At 62.4% G+C, this 24,986-nt stretch carries 25 protein-coding genes; 10 read left to right on the top strand and 15 right to left on the bottom strand.

Annotated elements, in window-relative coordinates:
* The first annotated feature begins 73 nt into the window (after positions 1 to 73).
* From ACFPN2_RS18385 to ACFPN2_RS18350, 8 genes are read left to right on the top strand one after another with little or no spacing between them, the layout of a single operon-like run.
* A complete protein-coding gene (locus ACFPN2_RS18385; RefSeq protein ID WP_380599088.1) occupies positions 74 to 1,957 on the top strand; it encodes a TonB-dependent receptor plug domain-containing protein in 1,884 nt (627 codons plus the stop codon).
* Positions 1,957 to 2,997 (top strand): threonine-phosphate decarboxylase CobD, encoded by a 1,041-nt coding sequence (gene cobD, locus ACFPN2_RS18380; RefSeq protein WP_380599086.1) that lies wholly within the window; start codon positions 1,957 to 1,959, stop codon positions 2,995 to 2,997. Before ACFPN2_RS18385 ends, cobD begins: the two co-directional genes overlap by 1 nt.
* Positions 2,994 to 3,620: a cob(I)yrinic acid a,c-diamide adenosyltransferase gene (gene cobO / locus ACFPN2_RS18375; RefSeq protein WP_380599084.1), complete on the top strand. Its 627-nt coding sequence runs from the start codon at positions 2,994 to 2,996 to the stop codon at positions 3,618 to 3,620. Before cobD ends, cobO begins: the two co-directional genes overlap by 4 nt.
* Positions 3,617 to 4,483, top strand: coding sequence for an ABC transporter substrate-binding protein (locus ACFPN2_RS18370; RefSeq protein ID WP_380599082.1), 867 nt, complete (start codon positions 3,617 to 3,619; stop codon positions 4,481 to 4,483). Before cobO ends, ACFPN2_RS18370 begins: the two co-directional genes overlap by 4 nt.
* Positions 4,480 to 5,457, top strand: a complete 978-nt coding sequence (locus tag ACFPN2_RS18365) for a FecCD family ABC transporter permease (RefSeq protein WP_380599080.1) — start codon at positions 4,480 to 4,482, stop codon at positions 5,455 to 5,457. Before ACFPN2_RS18370 ends, ACFPN2_RS18365 begins: the two co-directional genes overlap by 4 nt.
* Entirely contained in the window at positions 5,454 to 6,245 is a 792-nt protein-coding gene (locus ACFPN2_RS18360) for an ABC transporter ATP-binding protein (protein ID WP_380599078.1), read from the top strand. The genes ACFPN2_RS18365 and ACFPN2_RS18360 overlap by 4 nt, the downstream gene beginning before the upstream one ends.
* A 4-nt stretch (positions 6,246 to 6,249) precedes the next feature.
* Positions 6,250 to 7,191 (top strand): adenosylcobinamide-phosphate synthase CbiB, encoded by a 942-nt coding sequence (gene cbiB / locus ACFPN2_RS18355; RefSeq protein ID WP_380599076.1) that lies wholly within the window; start codon positions 6,250 to 6,252, stop codon positions 7,189 to 7,191.
* 32 nt (positions 7,192 to 7,223) lie between these two features.
* Positions 7,224 to 8,705 carry a cobyric acid synthase gene (locus tag ACFPN2_RS18350; RefSeq protein WP_380599074.1) on the top strand — a complete coding sequence of 494 codons (1,482 nt, stop codon included), beginning with the start codon at positions 7,224 to 7,226 and terminating at the stop codon, positions 8,703 to 8,705.
* Here the strand turns inward: ACFPN2_RS18350 and ACFPN2_RS18345 are convergent.
* Positions 8,702 to 9,397, bottom strand: coding sequence for a hypothetical protein (locus ACFPN2_RS18345; protein ID WP_380599073.1), 696 nt, complete (start codon positions 9,395 to 9,397; stop codon positions 8,702 to 8,704). The genes ACFPN2_RS18350 and ACFPN2_RS18345 overlap by 4 nt on opposite strands.
* The gene (locus tag ACFPN2_RS18340) at positions 9,384 to 9,545 is read right to left on the bottom strand and encodes a hypothetical protein (RefSeq protein ID WP_380599072.1); all 162 of its coding nucleotides are present in this window, start codon (positions 9,543 to 9,545) and stop codon (positions 9,384 to 9,386) included. The genes ACFPN2_RS18345 and ACFPN2_RS18340 overlap by 14 nt, the downstream gene beginning before the upstream one ends.
* Before the next feature lie 650 nt (positions 9,546 to 10,195).
* Here ACFPN2_RS18340 and ACFPN2_RS18335 point away from each other — a divergent pair.
* Positions 10,196 to 10,768 carry a cob(I)yrinic acid a,c-diamide adenosyltransferase gene (locus tag ACFPN2_RS18335; RefSeq protein WP_380599071.1) on the top strand — a complete coding sequence of 191 codons (573 nt, stop codon included), beginning with the start codon at positions 10,196 to 10,198 and terminating at the stop codon, positions 10,766 to 10,768.
* Here ACFPN2_RS18335 and ACFPN2_RS18330 read toward each other — a convergent pair.
* The 12 genes from ACFPN2_RS18330 to ACFPN2_RS18275 all read right to left on the bottom strand — a co-directional run bounded on the left by ACFPN2_RS18330 (position 10,746) and on the right by ACFPN2_RS18275 (position 23,772).
* On the bottom strand, positions 10,746 to 12,383 hold the full coding sequence (locus tag ACFPN2_RS18330; protein WP_380599070.1) for a hypothetical protein: 1,638 nt from the start codon (positions 12,381 to 12,383) through the stop codon (positions 10,746 to 10,748). The two genes, ACFPN2_RS18335 and ACFPN2_RS18330, sit on opposite strands and share 23 nt — an antisense overlap.
* A gap of 63 nt (positions 12,384 to 12,446) precedes the next feature.
* The gene (gene ypfJ / locus ACFPN2_RS18325; protein WP_380599069.1) at positions 12,447 to 13,295 is read right to left on the bottom strand and encodes a KPN_02809 family neutral zinc metallopeptidase; all 849 of its coding nucleotides are present in this window, start codon (positions 13,293 to 13,295) and stop codon (positions 12,447 to 12,449) included.
* A 97-nt stretch (positions 13,296 to 13,392) separates the two neighbouring features.
* A complete protein-coding gene (locus tag ACFPN2_RS18320; RefSeq protein WP_380599068.1) occupies positions 13,393 to 14,589 on the bottom strand; it encodes a glycosyltransferase in 1,197 nt (398 codons plus the stop codon).
* Positions 14,590 to 14,729: 140 nt separating this feature from the next.
* Complete coding sequence (htpX, locus tag ACFPN2_RS18315) at positions 14,730 to 15,614, bottom strand: protease HtpX (protein ID WP_380599067.1); 885 nt, start codon at positions 15,612 to 15,614, stop codon at positions 14,730 to 14,732.
* 133 nt (positions 15,615 to 15,747) lie between these two features.
* The gene (locus ACFPN2_RS18310) at positions 15,748 to 16,851 is read right to left on the bottom strand and encodes a L,D-transpeptidase family protein (RefSeq protein ID WP_380599065.1); all 1,104 of its coding nucleotides are present in this window, start codon (positions 16,849 to 16,851) and stop codon (positions 15,748 to 15,750) included.
* A gap of 206 nt (positions 16,852 to 17,057) precedes the next feature.
* Positions 17,058 to 17,549 (bottom strand): TPM domain-containing protein, encoded by a 492-nt coding sequence (locus tag ACFPN2_RS18305; RefSeq protein WP_380599063.1) that lies wholly within the window; start codon positions 17,547 to 17,549, stop codon positions 17,058 to 17,060.
* Between the two features lie 6 nt (positions 17,550 to 17,555).
* Positions 17,556 to 18,575: a TPM domain-containing protein gene (locus ACFPN2_RS18300; RefSeq protein ID WP_380599061.1), complete on the bottom strand. Its 1,020-nt coding sequence runs from the start codon at positions 18,573 to 18,575 to the stop codon at positions 17,556 to 17,558.
* Between the two features lie 33 nt (positions 18,576 to 18,608).
* Positions 18,609 to 19,256, bottom strand: a complete 648-nt coding sequence (locus tag ACFPN2_RS18295; protein ID WP_380600173.1) for a LemA family protein — start codon at positions 19,254 to 19,256, stop codon at positions 18,609 to 18,611.
* 151 nt (positions 19,257 to 19,407) lie between these two features.
* Positions 19,408 to 21,468 (bottom strand): M13 family metallopeptidase, encoded by a 2,061-nt coding sequence (locus ACFPN2_RS18290; RefSeq protein ID WP_380599059.1) that lies wholly within the window; start codon positions 21,466 to 21,468, stop codon positions 19,408 to 19,410.
* 103 nt (positions 21,469 to 21,571) lie between these two features.
* Positions 21,572 to 22,315, bottom strand: a complete 744-nt coding sequence (locus tag ACFPN2_RS18285; protein ID WP_380599057.1) for a class I SAM-dependent methyltransferase — start codon at positions 22,313 to 22,315, stop codon at positions 21,572 to 21,574.
* On the bottom strand, positions 22,312 to 23,175 hold the full coding sequence (locus ACFPN2_RS18280) for an alpha/beta fold hydrolase (protein WP_380599055.1): 864 nt from the start codon (positions 23,173 to 23,175) through the stop codon (positions 22,312 to 22,314). The genes ACFPN2_RS18285 and ACFPN2_RS18280 overlap by 4 nt, the downstream gene beginning before the upstream one ends.
* 402 nt (positions 23,176 to 23,577) lie before the next feature.
* Positions 23,578 to 23,772 (bottom strand): hypothetical protein, encoded by a 195-nt coding sequence (locus ACFPN2_RS18275; RefSeq protein ID WP_129776659.1) that lies wholly within the window; start codon positions 23,770 to 23,772, stop codon positions 23,578 to 23,580.
* Positions 23,773 to 23,884: 112 nt separating this feature from the next.
* Here ACFPN2_RS18275 and greB point away from each other — a divergent pair, with 112 nt between their 5' ends.
* A complete protein-coding gene (greB, locus tag ACFPN2_RS18270) occupies positions 23,885 to 24,397 on the top strand; it encodes a transcription elongation factor GreB (RefSeq protein WP_380599053.1) in 513 nt (170 codons plus the stop codon).
* A 30-nt stretch (positions 24,398 to 24,427) separates the two neighbouring features.
* On the opposite strand, the gene ACFPN2_RS18265 is transcribed toward greB, so the two are convergent.
* Positions 24,428 to 24,985 carry a hypothetical protein gene (locus ACFPN2_RS18265; protein WP_380599051.1) on the bottom strand — a complete coding sequence of 186 codons (558 nt, stop codon included), beginning with the start codon at positions 24,983 to 24,985 and terminating at the stop codon, positions 24,428 to 24,430.
* Position 24,986: the final 1 nt, after the last annotated feature.

The raw sequence follows: 24,986 nt of genomic DNA, 5'->3' as shown, positions 1-24,986 counted from the left end.
TTCTGTGCACACCAAATCCGTCTGCCGCCCGTCTTTCCGGGCTTCATCCCGTCTTCTCACCGCATCCGTAGCGTTGTTGTTGCATCCAGCGTTGTCCGCGCTGGCCGCCGACACGGGCGATGGCGTCGAGGATGTGATCGTCACTGCCAACCGCATCTCGCAGGAAACGTCGCGCGTCGGCGATTCCGTCACTGTGATCACCGCGAAGGAGCAGCGTCGCAGCCAGAAGACTGCGGTCTCCGATCTGCTCGCGGCGACGCCGGGCGTGACAGTCGCTCGCAACGGCGGCCTGGGCGGCACGACGACGCTGAGTATTCGCGGCGCCGAGAGCCAGCAAACGATCGTGATGATCGACGGCGTCAAACTCAACGACCCGTCTTCGGCCAGCGGCGGATTCAACTTCGCGGATCTGATCACCACTGACTTCGCGCAGATCGAAGTGTTGCGCGGTCCGCAGTCCACGTTGTGGGGCAGCCAGGCTATCGGCGGCGTAGTAAACATCGTGACGCCGATGCCCGAAGGCCCGCTGTCTGCCTCTTATTCCGCCGAGGGCGGCACTCATGACACCGCACTCGTTCGCGGTCACGTGCAGGCCGGCGGCGACCGCTTCGCCTGGCGCGTTAGCGGCAATTACTTGACCAGCGACGGTATCTCTTCGTACTCGCGCGATCTGGGCGGTCTCGAGGCCGACAGCTATCGCAACGTCGGCTTCAACGCGCGCGGCATTCTGCATATCACCGATAACGTCTCCGCTGAAATCCGCTCGACCTGGAGCGACGGCCGTTCGGAATACGACGGCTTCCCGCTGCGTGATACCCCGGACTACGGCGTCACCGAAGAACTGACAACCTACGCCGGCGTGAACTTCGGCTTGTTCGACGGTCGTCTCGAAAATCGTATCGGCTTTGCGTACACGAACACGGATCGCAAAGATACCGACCCCTCGTCGACGGTGCCGACCACGTTCGACGCCGAAGGTCGCAACGAGCGTTGGGAATATCAAGGCACGCTGCGGATCACGGACCGCGTGAACACCATCGTCGGCCTGGAGTCGGAGCGCTCCGAGCTGAGCACCGTATCGCCGTCGACGTTCGAACCAAATCCCGTCCCGCTGACCGGCGAGGTGCAGATCGACAGCATCTACGCGCAGGTCAACGTGACGCCGATCGACGCGTTGTCGTTGAGCGCCGGCGTTCGCTATGACGATCACGACACGTTCGGCAGTCACACGACGACGCGCGCCTCCGCCGCGTGGTCTGTGACATCAACCACCATCCTGCGCACCAGCTACGGCGAAGGCTTCAAAGCGCCGACGCTGTATCAGCTGTACAGCCAGTACGGCAATCTGAATCTCGAAGCCGAAGAGGCTGAGGGCTGGGATGCCGGCGTCGAGCAACATTTCTTCGCCAAGAAGCTGGTCGTGTCCGCGACTTATTTCGATCGCGACACCACCAACATGATCGACTTCGTCACCTGCAGCACCGGCGACACCTCGCCGAACTGCCAGGGGCGGTTTGGCTACTACGACAATTTCCAGAAGACCAACGCCAAAGGCGTCGAGCTGGCGGCAGCCGCACATCTGACGGAACAACTGTCGCTCACCGTGAACTACACGAACATGGAAGCAGAGAACGCAGCGCGCGGCACAGCGAACTACGGCCATGAGTTGCCGCGTCGGCCAAAAGAAACCGCCAATGCGCAGCTGAGCTACGAATGGCCGGTCGGCCTGACCACCACGGTCGCCGTTCAGCACGCCGGCCGCAGCTTCGACAAGATCAACAACCTCGAGGTGCTCGAGAGCTACACGCTGTTCGACCTGCGCGCGTCGTATGCGGTCAGCGATTCGCTGGAAGTGTTCGGTCGAATCGAGAATGCGTTCGACGAGGACTACACGACGGTGAAGAATTACGGCACGCTCGGCCGCACCTTCTACGCCGGCCTGCGACAGAGCTTCTAATGAAGAGTGGGGCTGACATCGCTGCCGGTCGCTTCGCTCATCATGGCGGCCGGCTCTGTGTCGCGCGCTCGCTGTTTCCGGATGTGACGCAGCCGTGGATCGATCTGTCCACGGGCATCAATCCTTCGTCCTACCCAGCGCCGCGAGCCTCGGCTCGCGAGCGCAATCGACTGCCTGAGCCCACCGACCTGGCAAAGCTCGAAGCTGTCGCCGCGGCGGCGTTCGGCGTCGACGATCCGGCGCGAGTGATCGCGACCGGTGGAACTGAGAACGTGCTGAGACTGCTGCCGTATTTTTTGAAGACGGCGTCCGCTGTGATCGCCGGGCCGACGTACGGTTCGCATGCCGATGCATGGACTCGCGCCGGGCTCGATACAACTATCGTCGCCGACGCCGAGTTGGCGACGCGAGCTGCCGCGAACACCGCGATGACTGTCGTCAGTCCCAACAATCCGGACGGGCGCGTGCTGAGCCGCGAGCAACTGTTATCGCTGCACGGTTCCTTGCAGGCGAATGGCGGCGTCCTGATCGTCGACGAAGCGTTCGCCGACCTCGAGCCTCAGCTGAGCGTCGCCGGGCTGGCCGGCACTGAGTGTGCGCCGCGCATGATCGTGTTGCGCTCGTTTGGAAAGTTTTATGGACTGGCGGGGGTCCGACTCGGATTCGTCATCGCTTCGACCGCCATCGCGACTCGGCTGCGTTATTTGCTGGGCGACTGGCCGGTATCTGCGGACGCTCTGCGCGCCGGCCTCGCGGCTTATGCGGACGAAGCGTGGGCCTCGAGAACGCGCCTTCGCCTGCATCGCGCCGCGCAGCGACTCGACCGGTTACTCATCGCCGGCGGCATGACCATCGTCGGCGGCACCTCGCTTTATCGACTGGCCCGTGCTCCGAATGCCCGCGCCCGATTCACCCAACTCGCCTCACAAGGCATTCTCGCCCGGCCGTTCGAGTACAACAGCACTCTGTTGCGTTTCGGTCTGCCGCTCGCTTCAAATGACTGGCGGCGCGTGGCCAACGCGCTGAAGATGCAACCATGAGCACGACCGACGGACTTTCGGAAGCCGACAAAGATCGCCTGCATGCCGAAGAGATGAAGCTGCGCCAGGCCGAGCGCCGCGCCGAGCGCGCGACCAAAAAAGAGCGCGGCGGCCTGCTGATGGTGCTCACCGGTCCCGGCAAGGGCAAATCCTCCAGCGCTTTCGGCATGGTGGCCCGCGCGCTCGGCTGGGACATGCGCGTCGGCATCGTGCAGTTCATCAAAGGCAAATGGCAGACCGGCGAGAAACATTTCTTCCGTCGCTTTCCCGACCTGGTGACCTTCGACGTGATGGGCGAAGGCTTCACCTGGGACGTGCAGGACCGGCAACGCGACATCGCCGCCGCCCAGCAGGCCTGGCGGCGCAGCTGCGAGCTGATCGTCGATCCCGACTACGATTTCGTGCTGCTCGATGAGCTGAACATCGCCATCCGCAACGACTACGTCAGCATCGACGAAGTGGTCACGTTCCTGAAGAACCGGCCGCGCGACAAACACATCTGCATCACGGGCCGCGATGCCCGGCCGCAGCTGACCGAGATCGCGGATCTGGTCACCGAGATGACGCTGATCAAACATCCCTACGACGCCGGCTTCAAGCCCCAGCGCGGAGTGGAATTTTGAAACCCTGGCTCGCACCGCTGCTAGCCGCGCTCTGCCTCGCGCCCACTGCGCAGGCTGAAGAGCCGGCGCATCGTCCGATGCGCATCGTCTCGCTGAACATGTGTGTCGACAGTATGCTCATCGAGCTCGTGTCGCACGATCGGATCGCGGCACTCAGCCATTACGCACGCGACCCGCAGCGTTCGACGATCGCGAATGTGGCCGGCCATCTGCCCATTACTTATGAGACGGCCGAGGAAGTCGTCGCGCTTCGACCTGATCTGGTACTCACGAGCCGTCACTCGGCCCCCGCGACTCGGAATGCGCTGAAGCGCGTCGGCATTCGATTCGAGTTGTTTGACGTCCCGCAAAGTATCGAAGAAAGCCTGGCGCAAATAAGAGAGGTCGCCAAGCTGCTCGACGCGGAGCCCCAAGGCGAAGTCATGGTCGCGCGAATTCAAGCCGCACTGGATGCAGCTCGCCTGCCCCCGAACGAGGAACCGCTCACTGCGGCGATTTATCAGCCGGGCGGTTTGTCGGCGGGCTCGGATACCGCGGTCGGTGAGCTGATGGAACTGACCGGGCTACGAAACATTGCCGCTCGCTATGGCGTCACCAAGTATCGTCCGTTGCCGCTGGAAGTCTTGGTGTCGTCGCCGCCGGATGTCTTGCTGATCGGCGAGACTTCTCCCGGCGCGCCGCTACAAGCGGAGAAGATCGTCCATCATCGCGCGCTGCGAGCTTTAGGCTCTCAGATGACACAGTCCGTGTTTCCAGCACGCCTGTTGTATTGCGCCGGTCCCGCGATGGTTGAAGCGGCTGCCACGCTGGTGCATGCACGCGATCAAGCCTGGGCGGCCCACGGCAAGAGGACCGCATTGTGATTTCTCGTCGGTGGGCGATGCCCGCGCTGTTGGGGCTTGTCGTCGTGCTCTGGTTCCTGTCGATTGCCGTCGGCCGCGTCACTCTGACTTGGGAGATGTGGAAAGCGCAGGACGCCGTGAGTCGCGCAATTCTGCTCGAGCTCCGACTGCCTCGCGCGATTCTTGGCGTGCTGGTCGGTGCATCGCTCGGTCTGGCGGGCGCGGCCATGCAAGGCTATTTGCGAAACGCACTCGCCGAGCCTGGCACCTTGGGCGTCTCGGCGATGGCGGCGCTCGGCGCGGTACTCAGCATCTTCTTTAACATCGCGGGCCTGCATCCGTGGGTGCTGCCGATCTGCGGCGTGCTCGGCGGCGTGATCGGCATGACTGCGTTGTTTGTTTTGTCCGGGATGGCGGCGAGCGTACTGACGCTGGTTCTGTCCGGCATCATTATCAGCGCGCTCGCGATCGCTGGCATTTCGCTGGCGTTGTCACTTTCGCCCAGTCCGTGGGCTGCGGGCGAGATCGTGCGCTGGATGCTGGGGGGCCTCACCGATCGAAGTTTCGATGAGCTGACCATCGCCGCGCCATTGATCGTGATTGGCAGCCTCGCCGTGCTTGCTTGTCGTCGCCCGTTGGATGCGTTGACGCTCGGAGAGACGGGCGCACGCTCGCTCGGTATCGATTTGAATCGTGCGCAGTGGCAGCTCGCGTTCGGCATCGGACTGATCGTTGGCAGCAGCACAGCGGTAACTGGCATGATCGGCTTCGTCGGACTGATCGTGCCGCATCTGATGCGTCCGCTGGTGGGTTCGCGCCCGGGGGCATTGTTGGTGCCCAGCGCCATCGCTGGCGCGGCCTTGGTGCTCGCGGGAGATATCGCCGTGCGGCTGCTTCCCGGCGGGTCTGAGCTCCAACTCGGTGTAGTGATGTCACTGATCGGCGCGCCCTTCTTCTTCGTGCTGCTGCACTCCATGCGACGCAAACTCACATGACGCGCCCTAGCACTCTGAAGATCAGCGGATTACAGTTTCGACGGGGCAGCCGCGTCGTGTTGGACGCCATCGATCTGCAATTGCAGTCGGGCGCCATTACCGCGGTGCTCGGCCCGAACGGGGCCGGCAAGTCCACGCTGTTGTCGTGCATCGTCGGCCTGCTTCAGCCGGAGCGCGGCGCGGTCGAGCTGGATGGAACATCGCTTCATTCGTTGGCAGCCATGCAACGTGCGCGTCGCATCGCCTTTCTGCCCCAGACCCCCGAAATCGCTTGGGCGGTCGACGTGCAAACGTTGGTCGGGCTCGGTCGCATTCCGTTTCATGGTCTCTCCAGCGATGAAGAAGATCGCGCGGCTGTTACACGCGCCATGGCCAAAACAGAAGTCACACAGTGGGCGGATCGCACGGTCACCACGCTTTCGGGTGGCGAGCGGGCACGCGTGCTGTTGGCTCGGGTGCTGGCTGGCGAGTCGGATTGGATTCTGGCGGACGAGCCGTTCACCGGACTCGATCCGTCCCATCAGTTCGAAGCCGCCGAGTTGTTGCGCGCGGCGGCCGATCAGGGCGGCGGCGTGGTGCTGACCATTCACGATCTCACGCTCGCTGCGAGAATCGCCGATCGCGTCATCATCATCGACGGCGGTCGTATCGTTGCTGACGGCGCGCCCCGCGACGCACTGGCACCGCAGATCCTGCGCGATGTTTATAAGATCGACGCGCAATGGCTCGATGGCGCAAACGGCACACCGCCGACCATCGCCGTTCACGGGCGCGCGGCCCGAGGTTAGCGCCATGTTCGATCCCTGGCTGCTGGTCGCCGCGCTCATCGTCGAAGCCTGCGTCGGCTACCCGCATGCCATCTATCGCGCGATCCGACATCCCGTCGTTTGGATCGGTGTCGCGCTCGCCGCGCTGGAGCGTCGGTTGAACCGGCCTGAGTATGGTGATCTGACGCGTCGGCTACTGGGCATCGTCACTGTCGTGATCGTGACAGGCGGCGCAGCTGGCGTTGGCTATCTTGTTCAAGCGTTGGCCGGCAACGTTTCTTTCGGTGGTGCGTTGGTGGTCCTGGTGGCCAGCACCGGCTTGGCCCAGCACAGTTTGTACACTCACGTTCGCGCTGTGCTTCGACCGCTGGTCGACGGTAATTTGGCTGCGGCACGCCGTGAGGTCGCGCAGATCGTGGGGCGCGATACGGCGTCGCTGAACGAATCCGATGTGGCCAGCGCGGCGCTGGAGAGTCTCGCGGAGAGTTTTAACGATGGCATCGTTGCGCCGGCGTTCTGGTTGTTCGTCGGGGGCTTGCCCGGTTTGTTTGCTTACAAGGCGTTGAATACCGCCGACAGCTTGATCGGCCATCGCGAGCCGCGTTGGCGAATGTTCGGCTGGGCCGCGGCGCGTGCCGACGATCTCGTGAATCTCATTCCCGCCCGGCTCGCGGGCGCCCTGCTCGCCATTGCTGGCGGCGGTGGATTGTTAGTTATGTGGCGAGATGCGCCGAAACATGCGTCGCCCAATGCGGGCTGGCCCGAGGCTGCGATGGCAGGCGCGCTACGCATTCGCCTCGGCGGACCGACCGCTTACGACGGCGTCATGCATGAACGGCCGATCTTCGGCGCGGGCTCCTCGCCGACAGTCGATGATCTCAAGCGTGGCTTGCGCATCTATGTGATCGCGTGCGGCCTGCTGTGGCTCGCCGCGATGATCGTGGGATTCGCGACGGGGGCTGCTTGATGGCTGCGATTCGCGACAGAGGCGAACGGCTGATGCCCGCGATCATGATTCAAGGCTGCGGCTCGGATGTCGGCAAGTCCTTGCTGGTCGCCGGGCTGTGCCGTCTGTTCGCAAATCGCGGCCTGACCGTGCGGCCGTTCAAGCCGCAAAACATGTCCAACAATGCGGCCGTCACGCCGGACGGTGGCGAGATCGGGCGGTCGACGGCGCTGCAGGCCCTCGCTTGCCGAACGCCGTCGACGGTCGATATGAATCCTGTGCTGCTGAAACCGCAAAGTGATATCGGCTCGCAGCTGATCGTTCGCGGTCGCCGCCAGGGTGTCATGCAGGCCAGCGCGCATGGGCGTGACAAGCGGGAGCTGTTACAGATCGCGGTGGAGAGTTTCCGCCGGTTACAGCAAGAATCTGAATTGGTCATCGTCGAAGGCGCCGGCAGTCCAGCCGAAACAAACCTCCGAACGCACGACATCGCGAACATGGGCTTTGCCCACGCGGCCGATGTCCCTGTCGTATTGGTCGGCGATATCGACCGCGGTCATGTGATTGCTTCGCTGGTCGGCGCACATGCGGTGCTCGACGAGGCGGATCGGGCTCGCATTCGCGGATTCATCATCAACAAATTTCGAGGCGATGCGAGTTTGTTCGATGACGGGCTGAGGACAATCGAAGGTCGCACGGGATGGCAGCGACTCGGTGTCGTGCCGTGGTTGCATCATGCCGGCGCACTGCCGGCGGAAGATGCCATGCAGCTCGATCAGTCGGGCGTTGCGCCTTTGGGTGCCGCCGACCGAGGCCGCATTCGTATCGTCATCCCCCGCCTGCCTCATATCGCGAACTTCGACGACTTCGATCCGCTACGCGCGGAGCCGCAGGTCGAGCTGATGTTTATTCCGCCGGGTCAACCGTTGCCGCTCGACGCGACCCTGATCATTCTTCCCGGCAGCAAGGCGACCATCGCCGATCTCGAATTCTTCCGCTCCCAAGGCTGGGACATCGACTTGCTCGCTCATGTTCGCCGTGGCGGACGCGTGCTCGGTATCTGCGCCGGCTATCAAATGCTCGGTAACGTCGTGCTCGATCCTCAACGGATCGAAGGCCATCTCGATTCCACCCGTGGCCTCGGCCTGCTCGACATCACCACGACCATGACCGGCGACAAACAACTCCGCGCCATCACCGGCACAGACCTAATCACCGGCTCAGCAATCAGCGGCTACGAAATGCACCTCGGCCTCTCCACCGGCCCCGCTGCCACGTCGAGCCCCTTCATCCGCTTCGACAACGGCACCACCGACGGCGCCTCCTCCCCCGACGCCCGCATCCTCGGCTGCCACATCCACGGCCTGTTCCACTCCCCCACCTTCCGCTCCGCCTTCCTCACCCGCCTCGGCGCCCAATCCAACAACGAGGACTACGCCCACCGGGTCGAGCAAGCCATCGACTCCGTCGCTCGCCAGCTCGAACAATCGTTGGATATTGAAAAGCTCGCGCAATTCGCGAGGCTCGCGATCTAACTGGCGATCGCTTGAATTCGCTCGTGAACCCCTTGCGCACGATCGGCTTGATCTTCTCCAGGCGCAATCAAGCCCGGCAGATACTCGGCGAACAGCGGCGTCGCTAGCAAAGCTCTACAGCGTTGCGCGAGATACTCACGCAACTCGCGTGGACTCGTCGCGATTTCATTCAGCAACCCCGGCCTGCCATCAATGACATTGACGATGTCTTCCAGATCGTGGCTCGCGAGCAGATCGCCAGAGCCGCGGTCCGCATGCGCCTCAAATTTGGTCGCGACGAAGACCGGTGCGGCAATCAATCTAATGTCATCGCCGTCCGGCAGCTTGAACGGTTGCGCACTGCTCACCGCGAGCGGATACCACCGATTTGAGAAACCGAGAATGCCAGGATCCGTGGGCATCACATCGACCTCCAATCCTCGATAGCGCCAGCGACAAATGGGCGCGTCGGCACTCATGTCTCGTTTGAATCCGAGCGTGGAGAGGTCTTTTTCAAGGCCGTGATATGCAGATAGCGCCGACACCGAGACCACGAGATCCACATCCAGCGTGGCCCGCACTGGTGCCGCAGCCTCATCTGTTATCAGCAGACCGACAGCGCATCCGCCCACGAACACGACTTGCTCGCGCAACGGGCCCAGCGCACGGGCGACCAATTGCAGCTTCGCGACATTCGGGTCACGCAGCGCCACTGAAATATTTCTCCAGCAGCTTCTGCGCGGCCGCGCGCTCGCGCGCCTGACCGGAACGATATGCATCGAATAGGGCAAGGACGGCGTAGAGATCCGCGTCTCTCGGAGCCGCTTCGGGAATGGTGGGATACAGGGGAGCCAAACTCACACCACGTGCCTTGCCACTGCTATGAGCCCAAACGGGGATCGGGTCATTGGACGCCGCGATCACACTCTTCAATGGCTCAGCGGCATATGCAGTAGGAACACCGCGTCCCATCCGACCGAGCACTGCTGGGAATGCATATCTGGCGCCTCCGAGAACAAATTCTTTGAGCTGCGGCCTGAGCACGGATGGCCGCCCATCACGAATGACTGCCAGTCCGGCAGCGACGGCCCGCTTCAAAGAAGCGTGCACTGCCGATACCGCCAATCCGGTGCGAGCAGCAAGTCGCGCATAGGTTGGACGATCTTCGTCGCTGGTAAGCAAGGCCAGCAGGACGTACAGATCCTGCGGTTTTAATACCAGCTGTTGAGTGCTCCGTCGCGCCATATTCTTGATTCTTGAATTGAGAAAGCCGCCTCCGCCCGGGGACCCTAGCAGGCCGGCCATACGAGTCAATATTCTCAATTCAAGAATAAAGAATGCCGCTCTTCTATAAATCAATAAGTCATTGATTTTTCTTACAATAAACTAACCAACCCATCAGTGAAATTTACCGATTAAAGGAAATTCTTCGCCATGCCCGCGTGCCGATTCGACAATCCCCTCCGATCCGGGCAAGGTTAGCCTTTCGATTTCCACTGACGAGCACTGACATGGGCCACCGCCTCTCGAAAATCTATACACGCACCGGCGACGACGGCACGACCGGATTGGGCGATGGGTCGCGGGTTGAGAAGACGCATGCGCGGATTGAGGCGTATGGGACGGTGGATGAGGCGAACAGTGCGATCGGGATGATTCTGGCTGTACCTAATCTGCCGGCGGATGTAGCAACTGCGCTGACGCAGATTCAGCATGAGTTGTTCGATCTGGGTGGCGAGCTGGCGGTGCCGGGGTATCGGGTGATCACGGCGGCGCATATCGATGCACTGGAGGACACGTTGGATAAGTTCAACGAGCCGTTGCCGCCGTTGAAGGAATTCATTCTGCCCGGAGGTGGGCCGGCCGCGTCGGCATGTCACCTGGCACGCGCGATTACGCGAAGGGCGGAGCGCTGCTCATGGGCCGCATCGAAGCAGGAAGACATCGCGCCGGAAGTGACGCGTTATTTGAATCGTCTGTCCGATCTGCTGTTCGTCGTCGCCAGAGTGCTGGCACGGCACGAGAACGGACAGGAAGTGCTGTGGAAGAAAACGACGCCGGTCAATTCAAAGCCAGCACGCTGATCAGATCGTCCTTGGGCGTGAGCCGCAGGGTGATCTCCTGCTCCAGCTCGCGCGATACCACGAGCGTCGCCTCGAAGCGGTTCACCATCACCGGCCGCACCGTGGCGCCGCCGGGCCGATGGGTCAGCATGAAGCTGTGATAAGCGCCGGCATGGGTCGCCGCGAACTGCACGAGGATGTTGATGCCATCCGCTTCGTCATTGATGCGCTCATCACAAATGACCAGGAACGCCTGATCCGCCGGCACCGAAGCAAACGCCCCCGCACTCCGCAGCTCGCTCAGGAAATTCGAGATCTGTCGCGACACGCGCATCCAGGTGCTCGCCGCGTTCGGCGATCCCGCACACCAGCGAGTACCGCGCTCGATAGCGTTGATAACGAATAAAGAAAAGCGCCGCTGCGCCAGATAAGACCAATCCGAAGACGCACTCGCGCCGCACGCCAACGTCCGCAGCGCGGGCCATTCGCGATCGGGATTGCGCACCGACTGCAATACATTGACGCCCATCGCCGCGAGCAACCAGCGGTCAGAGCTGTTTATTTCTTTAGCAAGCTTGGCGCTGGAGCGAAGCATCGGCTCCGGCTCGCGCTCAGTCACTGCCGCCGCGACCGCCTCACCCGAGCGGGACAACAACCCGGCCACCGCCCCGCCATTCCCAAAGACCTCGACCCGCCCCCGCAGCCGATCCATCGCTGAGATCCGAGGAAAGAACAGCAGCGCGTTATCGCTACGGAAGTCGAGCGCCTTGAGCGAGCGAATCGCTTCGGGAGCGCTTTCCCAGGACGACGGCGGATCGACGATGAGCATCGCCCGCTTGTCCCGGCAAAACCGGGTCGCCACCAGCAACGCACTCACGCCGACATCGATGACCCGCGCGAGCGGCGGGATATAGACGAACGCCAGATCGTCGACGCTTTCCAAAGCAAACAAGCCCGTGCCTCGGGCCGCCGAACCGATGATGTCATAGTCGGTGATGGGCTTGCCATCGTCGCCGTCGGGGTTGGAGCTCACATAGCCCACCGGCAAATTGGTGCCCGGCATGAGCGTGCGATCCGGCCGTGCCATGGGCACATTGCCGCGCACCCGCATCAGGTCCGACTCCAGTAGCACCGAAGTAATGAACCGGGGCGACTGCGGATCAACCGACAGGGCGCGGAACGTTTCCTGTTCCTCGACCCGTTCGGAGCCCGGCGAGCGCACCCGTTGAATGACCAGATTGAAACTTTGCTCGTCGCCGCTCTCGACATGGTCGTAGTCGACCGAAGCTCGCAGAAACTCACGAGTGCCGGGGGCTCGCGCTTCCAGGCGCAACGTCTCGCGACCGCACTTCAAAGACAAAGTCACCGGCGCGGCCGCATTCGCGACCCGAACGATCACCGCCTGGCGACCGCCCTGCTCGAAGAAATGCTCGACCGCGTAAGAAAGGGGGCTCGGCTGCCACAAGCCGCCGAAGTGCTGCTGAAAGTCCGCGAAGCTGCGGACGACGATGGGTTGATGCAGCGGGCCGCGAAGGGTGCGTCCGACAAACGCGGTCAGTTGCGCGCTGGCGCGTGCAATGGGTTGCTCCGCACTCGACGTTGCCGCGAACTGGATACCAGCGAGCTGCTCCCGCACCGAACCTCCCCAGGTGTGTGCGGAGCGTAAGTTATCATAGCTATTGACAGGCGCTACAACTGTTTACAACTGTTTCGTGCCGAAAGTATCACAAGCCTGCAGCTGACCGGTCTCCAGACCGCGTTTGAACCATCGCACTCGCTGTTCCGAGCTGCCATGAGTGAACGACTCGGGCGCCACATAGCCGCGAGCCTGTTTCTGCAACCGGTCATCGCCGATGGCGGCCGCGGCATTCAAACCTTCCTCGATATCGCCTTGCTCGAGCAGCTGACGGGAGCGATCGGCGTTGTGAGCCCAGATGCCGGCGAAACAATCGGCCTGCAGCTCCTGCCGCACCGACAAGGCATTCGCTTCGGCTTCGCTGGCTCGTTGGCGCGCCGCCATGTTCTGTTCGGAGATGCCCAACAACGTTTGCACGTGATGGCCGATCTCATGCGCCACCACATAGGCCTGCGCGAAATCGCCCGGCGCACCGAAGCGAGTCTGCAGTTCCTGATAGAACGACAGATCGATATAGACCTTGTGATCGCCGGGGCAATAGAACGGCCCGACCGCCGCCTCGGCAAACCCGCAAGCGGACTGAACCGCGCCGGAGAACAACACCAGCTTCGGCTGTTCATAGGTGCGCCCCATCTGCTTGAAGATGTCGCCCCATGTTTCTTCGGTGTCCGCCAGCACCACGCTGACGAATTCGCGCAGCTGACCTTCCTCGGGCGTTTCCTGATACGGCCCCTCTTCGGACGTGGGCGCCGAAGGTTGCACCCCTTGCAGGACCACCGACGGGTCCTGACCGAAGTAGATGGCGATCAGCGCCAGCACGATGGTGCCGATACCAATGCCGCCGGCGCGCCCGAAGCGGACACCACGCCGATCCTCAACATTCGAGCTGCCTTGCCGACCTTGCCAACGCATGACGTCACCCCAGGCGGTATTCGTGTCCGTAGAGCTTATACGGACCGGAGCCGCAATGGTTCCGCACGGCGCGAGGTCGGAAGAATATGGCGCCGATTTAATATCGGGCGGTACCCGCCGTGGCCAACCGCTCGCCGCCCGTCGACATCATCGACTTGTATAGATCCGCCATGCGACCGGCCATGGCCGTGGCGGACCAGGTGGCGGCATACTCCCGGGCCTGCTCCGTCATGGCACGACGGCGGGCCGGGTCGTTGAGCAATTCGACGACCAGATTCGCAAAGCCATCTTCGTTGTCCGGTGCAACGCGAGCGCCGCGCTCGGGCTTCACGATGTCGGCCGTGCCCATGTACGCGGTGGAAACAACGGGCGTACCGCAGGCCATCGCCTCGAGCAGCACCAGGCCTTGCGTCTCTGTCTTCGAGGAGAAGACGAACAAGTCGCCGGCGTTGTAGCAATCAGGCAGCTCGCGATCGCGCGACAGATAACCGACGAAGCGAACGTTGGCCGACAACTTCAACGACTCGACGTACGACTTGCAGTGCTCGAGCGCGGGCCCTTCGCCGGCCACGACCAGCATGGCCTCCGGCTTGCTCTTCACGACACGAGCAAACATTCGCAACAGGAAGTCGATGTTCTTTTCGTGAGCGATGCGCCCGACGTGCACCAGCGTCGGCCGATCCGCGGGAATGCCCAGACGCTCGCGAAACCGACGACCGTCGCCGCTCGCGAAACGCTCCATCTCCATGCCGGTTGGAATGATGTGCATCGGACAACGCACGCCGTAATCTTCCAATGCCTTCTGCATGGCCTGCGACGGCACGACGAGCGCATCGAGCGCGGCGCATTGAGACACGGTGAAACGACGCGCGACGAAGCGCATCACCGACCGGGGAATCAGCGGCACGTAGTGATGCAAGTACTCTTCGAAGTACGTGTGATAGGTCTCGATCACCGGTATGCCCAGCTCCCTGGCGACGCTGACCCCATAGTAGTGAGCGATGAACGGCGTCTGGATGTGCACCAGATCGAAGCTGCGGCGCTTCAGCTCCGGCCTCAGCTTGCGGAGCGCGTCCTGTCTCAGAATACGATCTTCGGGGTCTCGCGGCAGATAACGCGACGGCACCCGGATGATGGGCTCCTGGCCGGCGTCCGAATATTCGACGGGATACTCCGGCGCGATCAGCACCGTCTCGTGCCCGGCGGCATGCAGGCCACGCCGGAAGGTCTGGATCGAAGTGGAAACGCCATTGATGCGCGGAAAATAAACATCCGAAATCATCAAGATGCGCATGCCGGCACTCGTTGCTAAACGATGGCGCGGAGCGTATGGCGTTTACATGACGTTTCGATGAAAAGTACCAGGCAGATAAAGAAAAACGGCGACCAGGTCCTGAAACCCGGCCGCCGTCGTAGAGAAACGGATGGCTTCTGTTATGCCGCCTGTCGAAGCGCAGCGATGCGCTCTTCCAACGGCGGGTGAGTCATGAACAGGCGCGCCATCGCTCCGGGCTTCTTCTCCGTGCTGATACCCATGGCCTGCATCGAATCCGGCAGCGGCGTGGAATGACCATGACGCAGGCGTTCCAACGCGCCGATCATGTTCTCGCGACCGGCCAGGTTGGCGCCGCCCGCGTCGGCGCGGAACTCGCGACGACGCGAGAACCACATGACGATCATGCTGGCCAGAATGCCCAGCACCAGCTGCGCGATGATGGTGGTGATCATGAAGGCCGGCCCATGACCGCGCTCGGTCTTGAACACGACTTTGTCGACCGTGTAACCGATCACGCGGGACAGGAACACGACGAACGTGTTCACCACACCCTGGATCAATGTCAGCGTCACCATGTCGCCGTTCGCGACGTGACTCACTTCGTGCGCCAGCACCGCTTCGGCTTCGCGTTGTGACATGCCACGCAGCAGCCCGCTGCTGACCGCGACGAGCGCATTGTTACGATTCGCGCCGGTGGCGAATGCATTCATATCGGGCGCATCGAAGATGCCGACTTCAGGCATGCCGATGCCGGCGGCTTCGGCCTGCTTGCGCACGGTCTCGACCAGCCAGGCTTCGGTGGCATTGCTCGGCTGCTCGATCACACGCACGCCCATGCTCTGCTTGGCGACGAACTTGGAGATGGCCAGCGAGATCAGCGAGCCGCTGAAGCCCACGATCGCGGAGAAGATCAGCAGATTGTTGAAATCCAGGCCCGTGCCTTGCTCGTTGAGAATCCGATCCACGCCGAGCAGGCGCAGGGTGACGCTGAGAACCAGCAGGATGGCCACGTTGGTGGCGACGAACAGCAATATGCGTTTCATAAAGTTGACTCTAGGTCGGTGGAGCGATTGCTGGGGACACGCGGGAGCATTCGAACGCAGCTAACCTGCGCACGATATGCGGCCGGACGCCCGCCGCTTCAAGCGGGCGCCCGGTCGCAGGGAAAGCTGGGAGTTAGGAGCCGCTGGCGGCGCCAGCAGGCTTCGCGGCAGTCTTTTTGACTTTCGGCGGCGTCTTCTTGGGCAACGGCTGGCCGTTGCGCACCGCTTCGAATTCTTCGGCGAGAAACAGATTTTCTTCGGTGTAGTTCCAGGTCGCGCCCTCGGGCACGCGGTTCTCCACATGACGGGCGGCGGCGAGGTAGGTCTCGACCGTCACATTCCTACGCGAGATCGGCATGGCGATGCCACGCGGCTGAGCGATGATTTGATTCAACAGCTCGGCGTCGACGGCGGCCGCATGCTCTTGCAACTTCTGCGACAACTTATCGTTGATGCCGGCGGTGAGTAACTCCTGGGCGCTCTTCGGATGCTCGCGCAGATCGTCCTCGAGCACCGGGAACACCTGCACATACATCGCATCCTTCTGCCAGCCGAACACGAACGGCTGGTTCACGACCGTCACCTTGGTGCCGACCGGAATCTGGTCGTACAGCGCGGAGATGTCTTCGGGATAGAAACGGATACAGCCATGGCTCGAGCGCATGCCGACGCCGTAGGGCTTGTTCGTACCGTGCACCAGATAGCTCGGCCAGCCGAGCGTCATCTTGTACGCGCCCAGCGGATTGTCCGGGCCCGGCGGCACACGAGCCGGCAGCGGATCGCCGTTCTCCTTGTGTTCCTTGCGAACTGAGGCTGGCGGCGTCCAGGTGGGATTCTTCTGCTTGCTGGTGACCTTGGTGCTGCCTTCCGGCGTCTGCCAGCCGATCTTGCCGATGCCGATCGGATGCGTGATGACCGTGCGCATGCCGTCATCGACTTCGCCCTTCTTCAGCTTGGCGGGCTTCGGAAAGTAATAGACGCGCAGCTGTGCAAGATTTACCACCAGGCCTTCGCGGGGCGCATCCGGCAGGATGAACTGAGTCGGCACGACGATCTCGCGACCGACGCCCGGCAGCCACGGATCGACGCCAGGGTTGGCGCGCAGAATTTCCTCATAGCCGACGTTGAAGCGCCGTGCGATGTCGGAGAGCGTGTCCTCGCCCTGCACGTGAGTAATCTGGAGCTCGCCCACCACTTCGTCATGCTTCGGATCGAAGCGGAACGTATGCGTGGCCACAGGCGCCTCGATCGGCGGTGGCGCGGGCGGCGGCGGAGGCGGTTCGACCGGTCTGGTGACTTGGCAACCGGCGGCTACTAGGGCCGCGGCCAGCAAGACCAGACGGCCTAGTACGGGACGGAACGACGCATTCATAGGCGTACTTATTACCTTATTGAGCCCGGTTTTTCCATTTCCGTTCCTGTTCGGCGTCACCGGGCCGACGCTCATAACAGCACCGGCCGATCCGGCAATTCGTTGCGATCCCCACCCGGGAAATGTCGCGAAATCAGCGCGCCCGTGGCCTGAATGCCGGCGATCACGGCGGCAGCGGCCGAGCCCTGGCTGAACAGCTGCTCCATGCGCTGACACACCTCAGCCCATTCCTGGGCGCTAACCCGTCCATTGAAGCCACGATCGGCGACGATCTCGACGTCGCGATCCGCCCACAGCACGTAGATCAGCACGCCGTTGTTTAGTTCGGTGTCCCATACGCCCAATTGGGAAAACACCTGCAGGGCGCGCTGACGAGGCGCCAGATCGCTGAACAACTCGGACGGCTCGAGGCTCGCTTCGAGCGCGATACGAATCTCGCCGCCATGGGTCTTCTCGGTGTCGGTAATTGCCTTCTCGATGTCGTTCAGCGCGGCCTCGTCGAAGGCGCGACGCAGACTGCGATGAGGCATCAGGATGTGTCGGTTGAGTCGGGTGAAATTCATATTTGATTACCACCGACCCGAAGCGCCGCCGCCACTGAAGCCGCCACCGCCGCCGCTCCAACCGCCGCCGCCACCACCGAATCCACCTCCGCCGCCGAAGCCTCCGCCCCAGCCGCCACCGCCGCGACGATGATTGCTCCAGCCGCGCCCGCCGCCGCCACCGAAACCACCGCCGCTGAATAACGCGAACAGAAACGCGAGCACGGCCGCGCCGATGGACAGCGCCATGATGCTGGTCAGGAACCACATCAACAGACCGGCGATGCCCGCCGTTGCGCCAGCGCCGCCGACGCGGCCGAGCATGCCTCTCAATATTCCGCTGCCGATGAAAACAAACATCAGCAGGATCGGCAGCGCGTTGCCAATGCCACCCAATCCTTGGGGCTGTGATGAGCGCCGCTCGGGCTCGGGCAGCGGCTCGCCTTCGATCACTGCGATGATTCGAGTCACCGCCGCATTGATACCGCCGGAGAAATCGCCTTCGCGGAAGTGCGGCACGATGACCTGAGAGATGATGCGACTGGCGATGACGTCGGGCAGTGCGCCTTCGAGACCGGTGCCTACTTCGATACGCACCGCGCGATCGTTCTTCGCGACCAACAGAATCACGCCGTCATCCGGCGCGGCGCGTCCCACCTTCCATTGATCGGCGACGCGAATGGAATATTGCTCGATCGACTCGGGCTGCGTGGTCGGCACGATCAGCACGGCGATCTGGCTGCCCTTCTGCTTCTCGAATTCGAGCAGCCGGCTTTTCAACGCCGCCGTTTCTTCGGGCCGCAAGGTGCCGGTGAGATCCAGCACCGGTGCGTCGGTCGGCGGCGCCGGCACCGGCGTCTGCGCAAAGGCAGTCACTGCCAGCAGTAGCAACGCCAACGACAGCAACCAAGAAAGCGCTACTCGAAGTGCCGGCAGCAGCGTCGACAAAGAGAGGTCAGCCCGTGGCGCCGGCAAGGGCGTCAGTAACGAGGCACGAGCAGCCCGCGGCGCCGGCAGGCGTCCGCGGGAAATGGCGAAGGCGGTCATCTAAGGAGGTTCGCGCTGGGCTCGGTGTTGGCTTCAGCCGGGTTTCTCAACCTGCGGCGGTTGAGTCTGTTGCTGCTGCGGCCCGGACTCGGTGCGACCGAAATCCACCGCCGGCGGACGGGCGATCTCGCGCTCGTTCTCCACCGAGAAGTTCTGTTTCACATCGTGCCCGAACACCTTCGCCGTCAGATTGGTCGGGAACGAGCGCACGGTGACGTTATAAGTTTGCACCGCGTCGATGTATCGCTTGCGCGCGACGGCAATCCGATTCTCGGTGCCCTCCAGCTGCGCACGCAGATCGTCGAAGCCGGAGATGGACTTCAGCTCCGGATAGCGCTCCACGACCACCATGAGTCGCGACAACGCCTGACTCAACTCGCCCTGCGCGGCCTGCCACTGCTGGAACGCCTGGGGATTGTTGATGAGCTCCGGGGTGGCCTGAATCGAAGTGGCGCGGGCACGCGCTTCCACCACGCTGTCGAGAATGTCTTTCTCGGACTGAACGGCGCCCTTCACGGTATTAACCAGGTTCGGCACCAGATCGGCGCGGCGCTGATATTGGTTCAGCACTTCCGACCAAGCCGCGGTCACCTGCTCGTCCTGCGTTTGCAACCGGTTGTAACCGCACCCGGTCAACAGCGCGCCGAGCAGCATCAGCAAACCTATGCGCAGAACATGCATGACGGAGCCCTTCATAGTAGTCGTCGTTGAGACCCGTCAGCGAAACCGCCCGACCTCGGTGAGAGTTCCGCCGACAGCGAAGGTTAAATTGGGGAAATCCGCCCCAACTTTCAAGCGGGTACCGGCGAATGCGGCAAAGTCACCGGCGACTTCACCAAATCCGTACCCGGTCGGCGGGCGCCTTGTACATCTTGTCGCCCGGCTTGACGCCGAAGGCCGCGTAGAACTCCGGCACGTTCGACACCACATTGTTGGTGCGGTACTCGCTGGGGCTGTGCGGGTCGGTCAGCAACCGGCGCCGCAACTCGTCATCGCGATATTTGCGCGCCCAGCCCTGGGCCCAGCCAATGAAGAAGCGCTGCTCGCCGGTATAGCCGTCGATGACCGGCGCGGGCTTGCCATGCAAGGACAGTTGCCATGCGCGATACGCCATGGCGAGCCCCGCGACATCGGCGATGTTCTCTCCCATGGTCAGATCGCCATTCACGAACAGGCCGGGCAACGGGCTCAGCGCGCTGTATTGCGCGCCGAGTTGTTTGGCGCGACGCGTGAATTCAGCGTTGTCCTCCGGCGCCCACCAGTCGTTCAGGTTGCCTGTGCCGTCATAGCGTCGGCCTTGATCGTCGAAGCCATGACTGATCTCGTGACCGATGACCGCGCCGATCGCGCCGTAGTTGATGGCGTCTTCGGCGGCGACGTTGAAGAACGGCGGCTGCAGGATGGCCGCCGGGAACACGATTTCGTTGGTCGGCGGGTTGTAGTAAGCGTTGACGGTCTGCGGGGTCATGAGCCATTCGGTGCGATCGATCGGTCCGCCCAGCTTGCTCAGATTACGATCGAACACGACGCCGGACGCGCGCAGGTCGTTGCCGACCAGATCGTCGCGACGAATCTCCAGGTCGGACCAGTCGCGCCACATCGACGGATAGCCGATCTTGGTGGTCAGCTTCTCCAGCTTCGCGTGCGCTTTTTGTTTGGTGGCTGGCGTCATCCATTCCAGTGAATCGATGCCTTGGCGATAGGCCGTCAGCAGGTTCGAGACCAGCTCGTCCATGCGACGCTTCGCATCCGGGCTGAAGTGACGTTCCACATACATCTTGCCGACCAGATCGCCAAGTGAGCCGTCGACGGTATCGACCGCCCGCTTCCACCGCGGTTTCACTTCTTCGATGCCCGACACCGTGCGCTGAGTGAAGTCGAAGTGCAGCTGCACGAACTTGTTCGGCAGATCGGGCGCGTAAGTGCTGAGCAGCTTGTAGCGGAAGTAGCCGCGCCAGTCGGCCACCGGGGTGGTCGCGATCACCTTGCCGAGCGCTTCGAAAAAGCTCGGCTGCACCACGACCAGCGCCGGCGTCTTGTCCATCGGAATCTGTGCGCCGGCGAAGAAAGCATTCCAATCGAAGCCCGGCATGAGCTTGGGCAGCGTCGCGACTTCGTAACGGTTGTATGTTTTCTGCGCATCGCGATTTTGCACGCGCGTCCAATGTGACTTCGCCAGCTGCGTCTCTATGTCGACGATCTTGCCCGCGACACTCTCGGCCTTCGGCGTACCCGCCGCGGCGAGCAGATCCTTCACATAGACCTGATACTTCTCGCGGATGCCTTTCAAGCGCTCATCGCCGGACAGGTAATAGTCGCGATCCGGCATGCCCAGCCCGCTCTGCGCGATGACGCCGGTGTACTGGCTGGAGTTCTTTCGGTCGACGGAAACGTAATAAACGAACGGATGCCGGACCGAGATGCGCTGGCCGTAGCCGATGTAACGTGCGACATCCTGCTTGGTCTTCACCTCGTCGATGCGCTTCAGTTCGGCCGCGAGCGGCGTCAGACCGCGCGCTTCGATAGTGGCCTCATCGAGATAGCTTGCATACAAGTCGCCGACCTTCTGCGCGTCCGAGCCGACCGGCGCGTTGGCCGCCGCGGCTTCTTCGAGAATGACTTTGAGATCCTGCTCGGCACCGTCTTCGAGCAGCGAGAACGTGCCGTAGTTGGAACGATCGGCCGGAATGGTGGTGTTGGTGAGCCACACGCCGTTCACGAAACGATAGAAGTCGTCCTGGGGCCGGACGGCTTTATCCAGATTCGAGCTGTAGACGCCGGAACGCAGGGTCGACGTCGGCGGCGCGGACGTTGGCGCGCTGGTCGGCGGGCTCGAACAGGCGGCAAGAACGACGGCGCAACTCAACGCAGCAAGCAAAGGTTTGGCGTTCATGCCGCGATCATAGCGGCCCGGCCGACCTTCGGAGCGGCGATTGAACAGAGCGGCGATGCGATGGATGCTCCAATGCGATGGAGCGGTCCGGCCAAGGCGACGTTCAGGCGCGCCCGATCTTCAAATGCAACGGCCACGTCACCGTTCTGGTCTGCAGGGGTGAGCCCCACACCGGCGCCATCTCGGCCCGCAGAGCGGGCAAGGGATCCTGGCCGGTCGTGCGCTTGTAGCGTTGCACGGCGGACCAGGTGTTGAGATAGCCGATCAAGCTGTCCAGGTCCCATTGCAACTGCAGCTGAAATTGCGGCGCGCCGAGCTCCTGAAACGGAAACGGCAGATCGCGATACGCGGTCTCGACCCAGCGCCGCTCGGGCGGCCAGTAGCTGCCGACCACGTCTTTATAGAAGTGCCGGACGATTGCATCGACCTGCGGCTCAACGTCAGCGAGACCATAGGTCCACAACGCCAGCGCCCCGCCCGGCTTCAGTACGCGCTTCACTTCGGGATAGAAGCGATCGTGATCGAACCAATGCGCGGCTTGCGCGGCGACCACCAGATCGACGGTGCCATCGCGCAGCGCCGGCTGCTCGGCGAGATTGCCAATGTATGCAACGTGCGGATGTCGCTCGGCGTTCTGCAATTGAGACACGCTGCCATCGTTCGCGACCACCAGATCGAAGTGCTCCGCCAGCCCCACCGCTGCCTGTCCGCTGCCCGTGGCGCAGTCGAGCGCGACATCTCTGTGGGGCGTCAACGAGGCGAGATACTCGAACAGTTCGGGGGGATAGTCGGGGCGATATTTCGCGTAGGCACTGGCGTGACCGGAGAAATGATCTTTGAAACTCATGGCAACTCCGCCAGGAACTGATCGAGCGCCGTGCGAACATCCGGTTCGTCGAGCTGCGGCACGTGGCCTCTGTTCTTCACCGTCACGCGTTGCAAGCTCGGATGCTCACGCTGCATACGGTCGAATACATCCACGGATAAGAGATCCGAAAGCGCGCCTCTGATCGCCAGCGTCGGCGTTTCACGCAGGGCATTAAACGCCAGCCACATTCCTTGTGACGCACCCGGCGGCGGTTGAATCGCGCGTACCGCGTCACCGATGCGCGGATCGGCTTCGAGCCGGGGCGAGCCAGTGTTGTCTTCACTGTAGGAGAGACGCACGAAGTCGCTCCACTGCTGCTCGGTGAAATCGGGCAGCGCGACGCCGAAGACGGATTTCATCTGGTCGATGGCGTCCTCCCAGCTACGTGGCGGCGGGAAGCGGCCCGCGTAACTTCGGATCCGCGCCGCGCCGGTGGGATCGACTTCCGGGCCGATGTCGTTGAGCACGATGCCCGCGAACGTTTGCGCCCTCACCGCGCCCATCAACATCGCGACCAGACCGCCCAGCGATGTGCCGATTGCGATGACATGATCGATGCCGAGTTCGTGCAGCAAGAGCCACATGTCGTCGACGTATGTCATCGGGTGATAGTTCATCCACATCGAGTCGTACTGCGACTGACCTCTCCCGCGAAAGTCCGGCGTGATGACTCGCCGGCCCGGCATGATCTTCAATGCCAGCGCTTCGAAATCGCGACAATTGCGCGTCAGGCCGTGCAGGCAAACCACCGGCACTTTCTTCATGTCGCCCGGATAGTCGCGGTAGTAGAGCTTGAGCCCGTCACGCGAGCGATAGCTGTTCTCGGAATAGATCGGCATGCATGCAAGCATACCTTGCTATCGAAGCAGAGGTTCAGCACGGCAAGGAAAGGGAACCCGAGCGTTGATCGCTGCCGCGCGCATTCCCTCCTCTCCTCGTCGGCAGCAACGCGAACCGACGCCTCGGCGGCGCCGGGAGGGGGATGTGTTCTCCCGGCAGTTGGAAATACAGGGACGTGTTTTCCGACAGGCTCATCAGGGACGTGCGCCTAGCGGCGCAACGCGCTGCGGGCGTGACCGGTGCCGGGAGAACACATCCCCCTCCCGGCGGCGCGAGTCACTGAGCCTCTTACATTCTTGAGGGGCAAAAAAAACCCCGAGCTTGTGGCTCGGGGCAGAGAAGCGGACTTTCTGAAGGGAAGTAAAGCCCGCTAGGGGATTCGAGGAGACAGCGCTACACCATCAATGCAGTCGGGACCATTGCAGAACCTTGATATCCTTGGTGTCGCATTCGAAGTTCTTGGCCAGCACCGTGGCGGCTTCCTTGAGGTCGCCACGCAGCAAGGTGCGGTTCACTTCAACGACGCCACGGAACTCGCTCATGCCCTTGGGAGCCCGTTCCTGCAGTAGAAAGTGTGTGTAGTACTTGATGCTCATGGGATGACAGAGTAGAGAGCGGCCGGTGCCGCTACCGTGAAGGATTCCACAGAATTTCCCGCGTTTGACGTTATCAGCGACGGCCTTACGAAAGCTTGGCAAACCAGCTCACATGTCTCGATACAGACCGCCTCAACCCAAGGGTTCAAAGTTCATTACTCCTGTCGGTGCACAACGACTCAAGGACGAATTGGACCATCTGTGGCGCGTCCTGCGCCCGCAAGTCACGCAGGCGGTTCAAGAGGCCGCCGCGCAGGGCGATCGCTCTGAAAATGCCGAATACATCTATGGCAAACGACAGCTGCGCGAGATCGATCGCCGTGTACGTTTTCTGCGGCAACGACTCGATGGCATGGTGATCGTGAGCCAGCCCCCTTCGGATTCATCCAAAGTATTCTTTGGCGCCTGGGTGACGCTCGAAGACGACAACGGCGTCGAGAGCGAATACCGCATCGTGGGCCCGGACGAGTTCGATGCTGCCAAAGGCTACATCAGCATGGATTCGCCGCTGGGCCGCGCCCTGTTGCGCAAAGGCTTGGATGACGAAGTCCGCGTGGAAGTTCCAGGCGGACTGAAGGCTTATGTAATAACCGCCGTGCGCTATGAGGCGCTATCAGGCGGATGATTAAACGCCCGTTACGCCGATGATGACGGGCTAAAGCCCGAATAGGGAAAAGAGGCGCCGCACCGGTCCCGCGGCCGCATCCAGGTCGCGCTTACGACGTGTATGCATTCGTTTTTGCAGCGACTCCCGCCGCTGACTCAACCATTGTTCGCGATCCGCGCCGGGCGGCGTATGACGCTTGGCGATCTGCGCCGTGCGGAATTTACAGAAATCGCGATAGGCCTCGAGATCGTGATGCAGGTCACGACTGACCAGCTCGATCATGATGGCCTGATCGAGCAGCGCCGAGGACGCACCCGACGCCGGCTCGGTGAAACACGCCAGCGCATTCACCAACCGTTGTGAGTCTTCGGCGCTAAGTCGCCATTCGGCGTCGTCCACCATTTCCAGCATCGTGCCCAGGCGCGAGTAACGCTCCTTCACGAAGTCGGCGAGATGCGCCTGCGAGCCTTTCAAATAAACCTCGCGTGCCGAAGCAACGATGCGCTCAGTGGGTTGCGCACGCGCTGCCGTCTGCCGAACCTGCGCGACTTCCGCGAGGTGCTGCAGATCGGCATCGCCGAGATCGAAGCTGACGCGAAATGCCATC

It is taken from the genome of Steroidobacter flavus (assembly GCF_042651805.1).
GTDB classification, from domain to species: domain Bacteria; phylum Pseudomonadota; class Gammaproteobacteria; order Steroidobacterales; family Steroidobacteraceae; genus Steroidobacter; species Steroidobacter flavus.
Note: the sequence above shows the minus strand (reverse complement) of the source record. Positions and strands in the feature narration are given on the sequence as shown.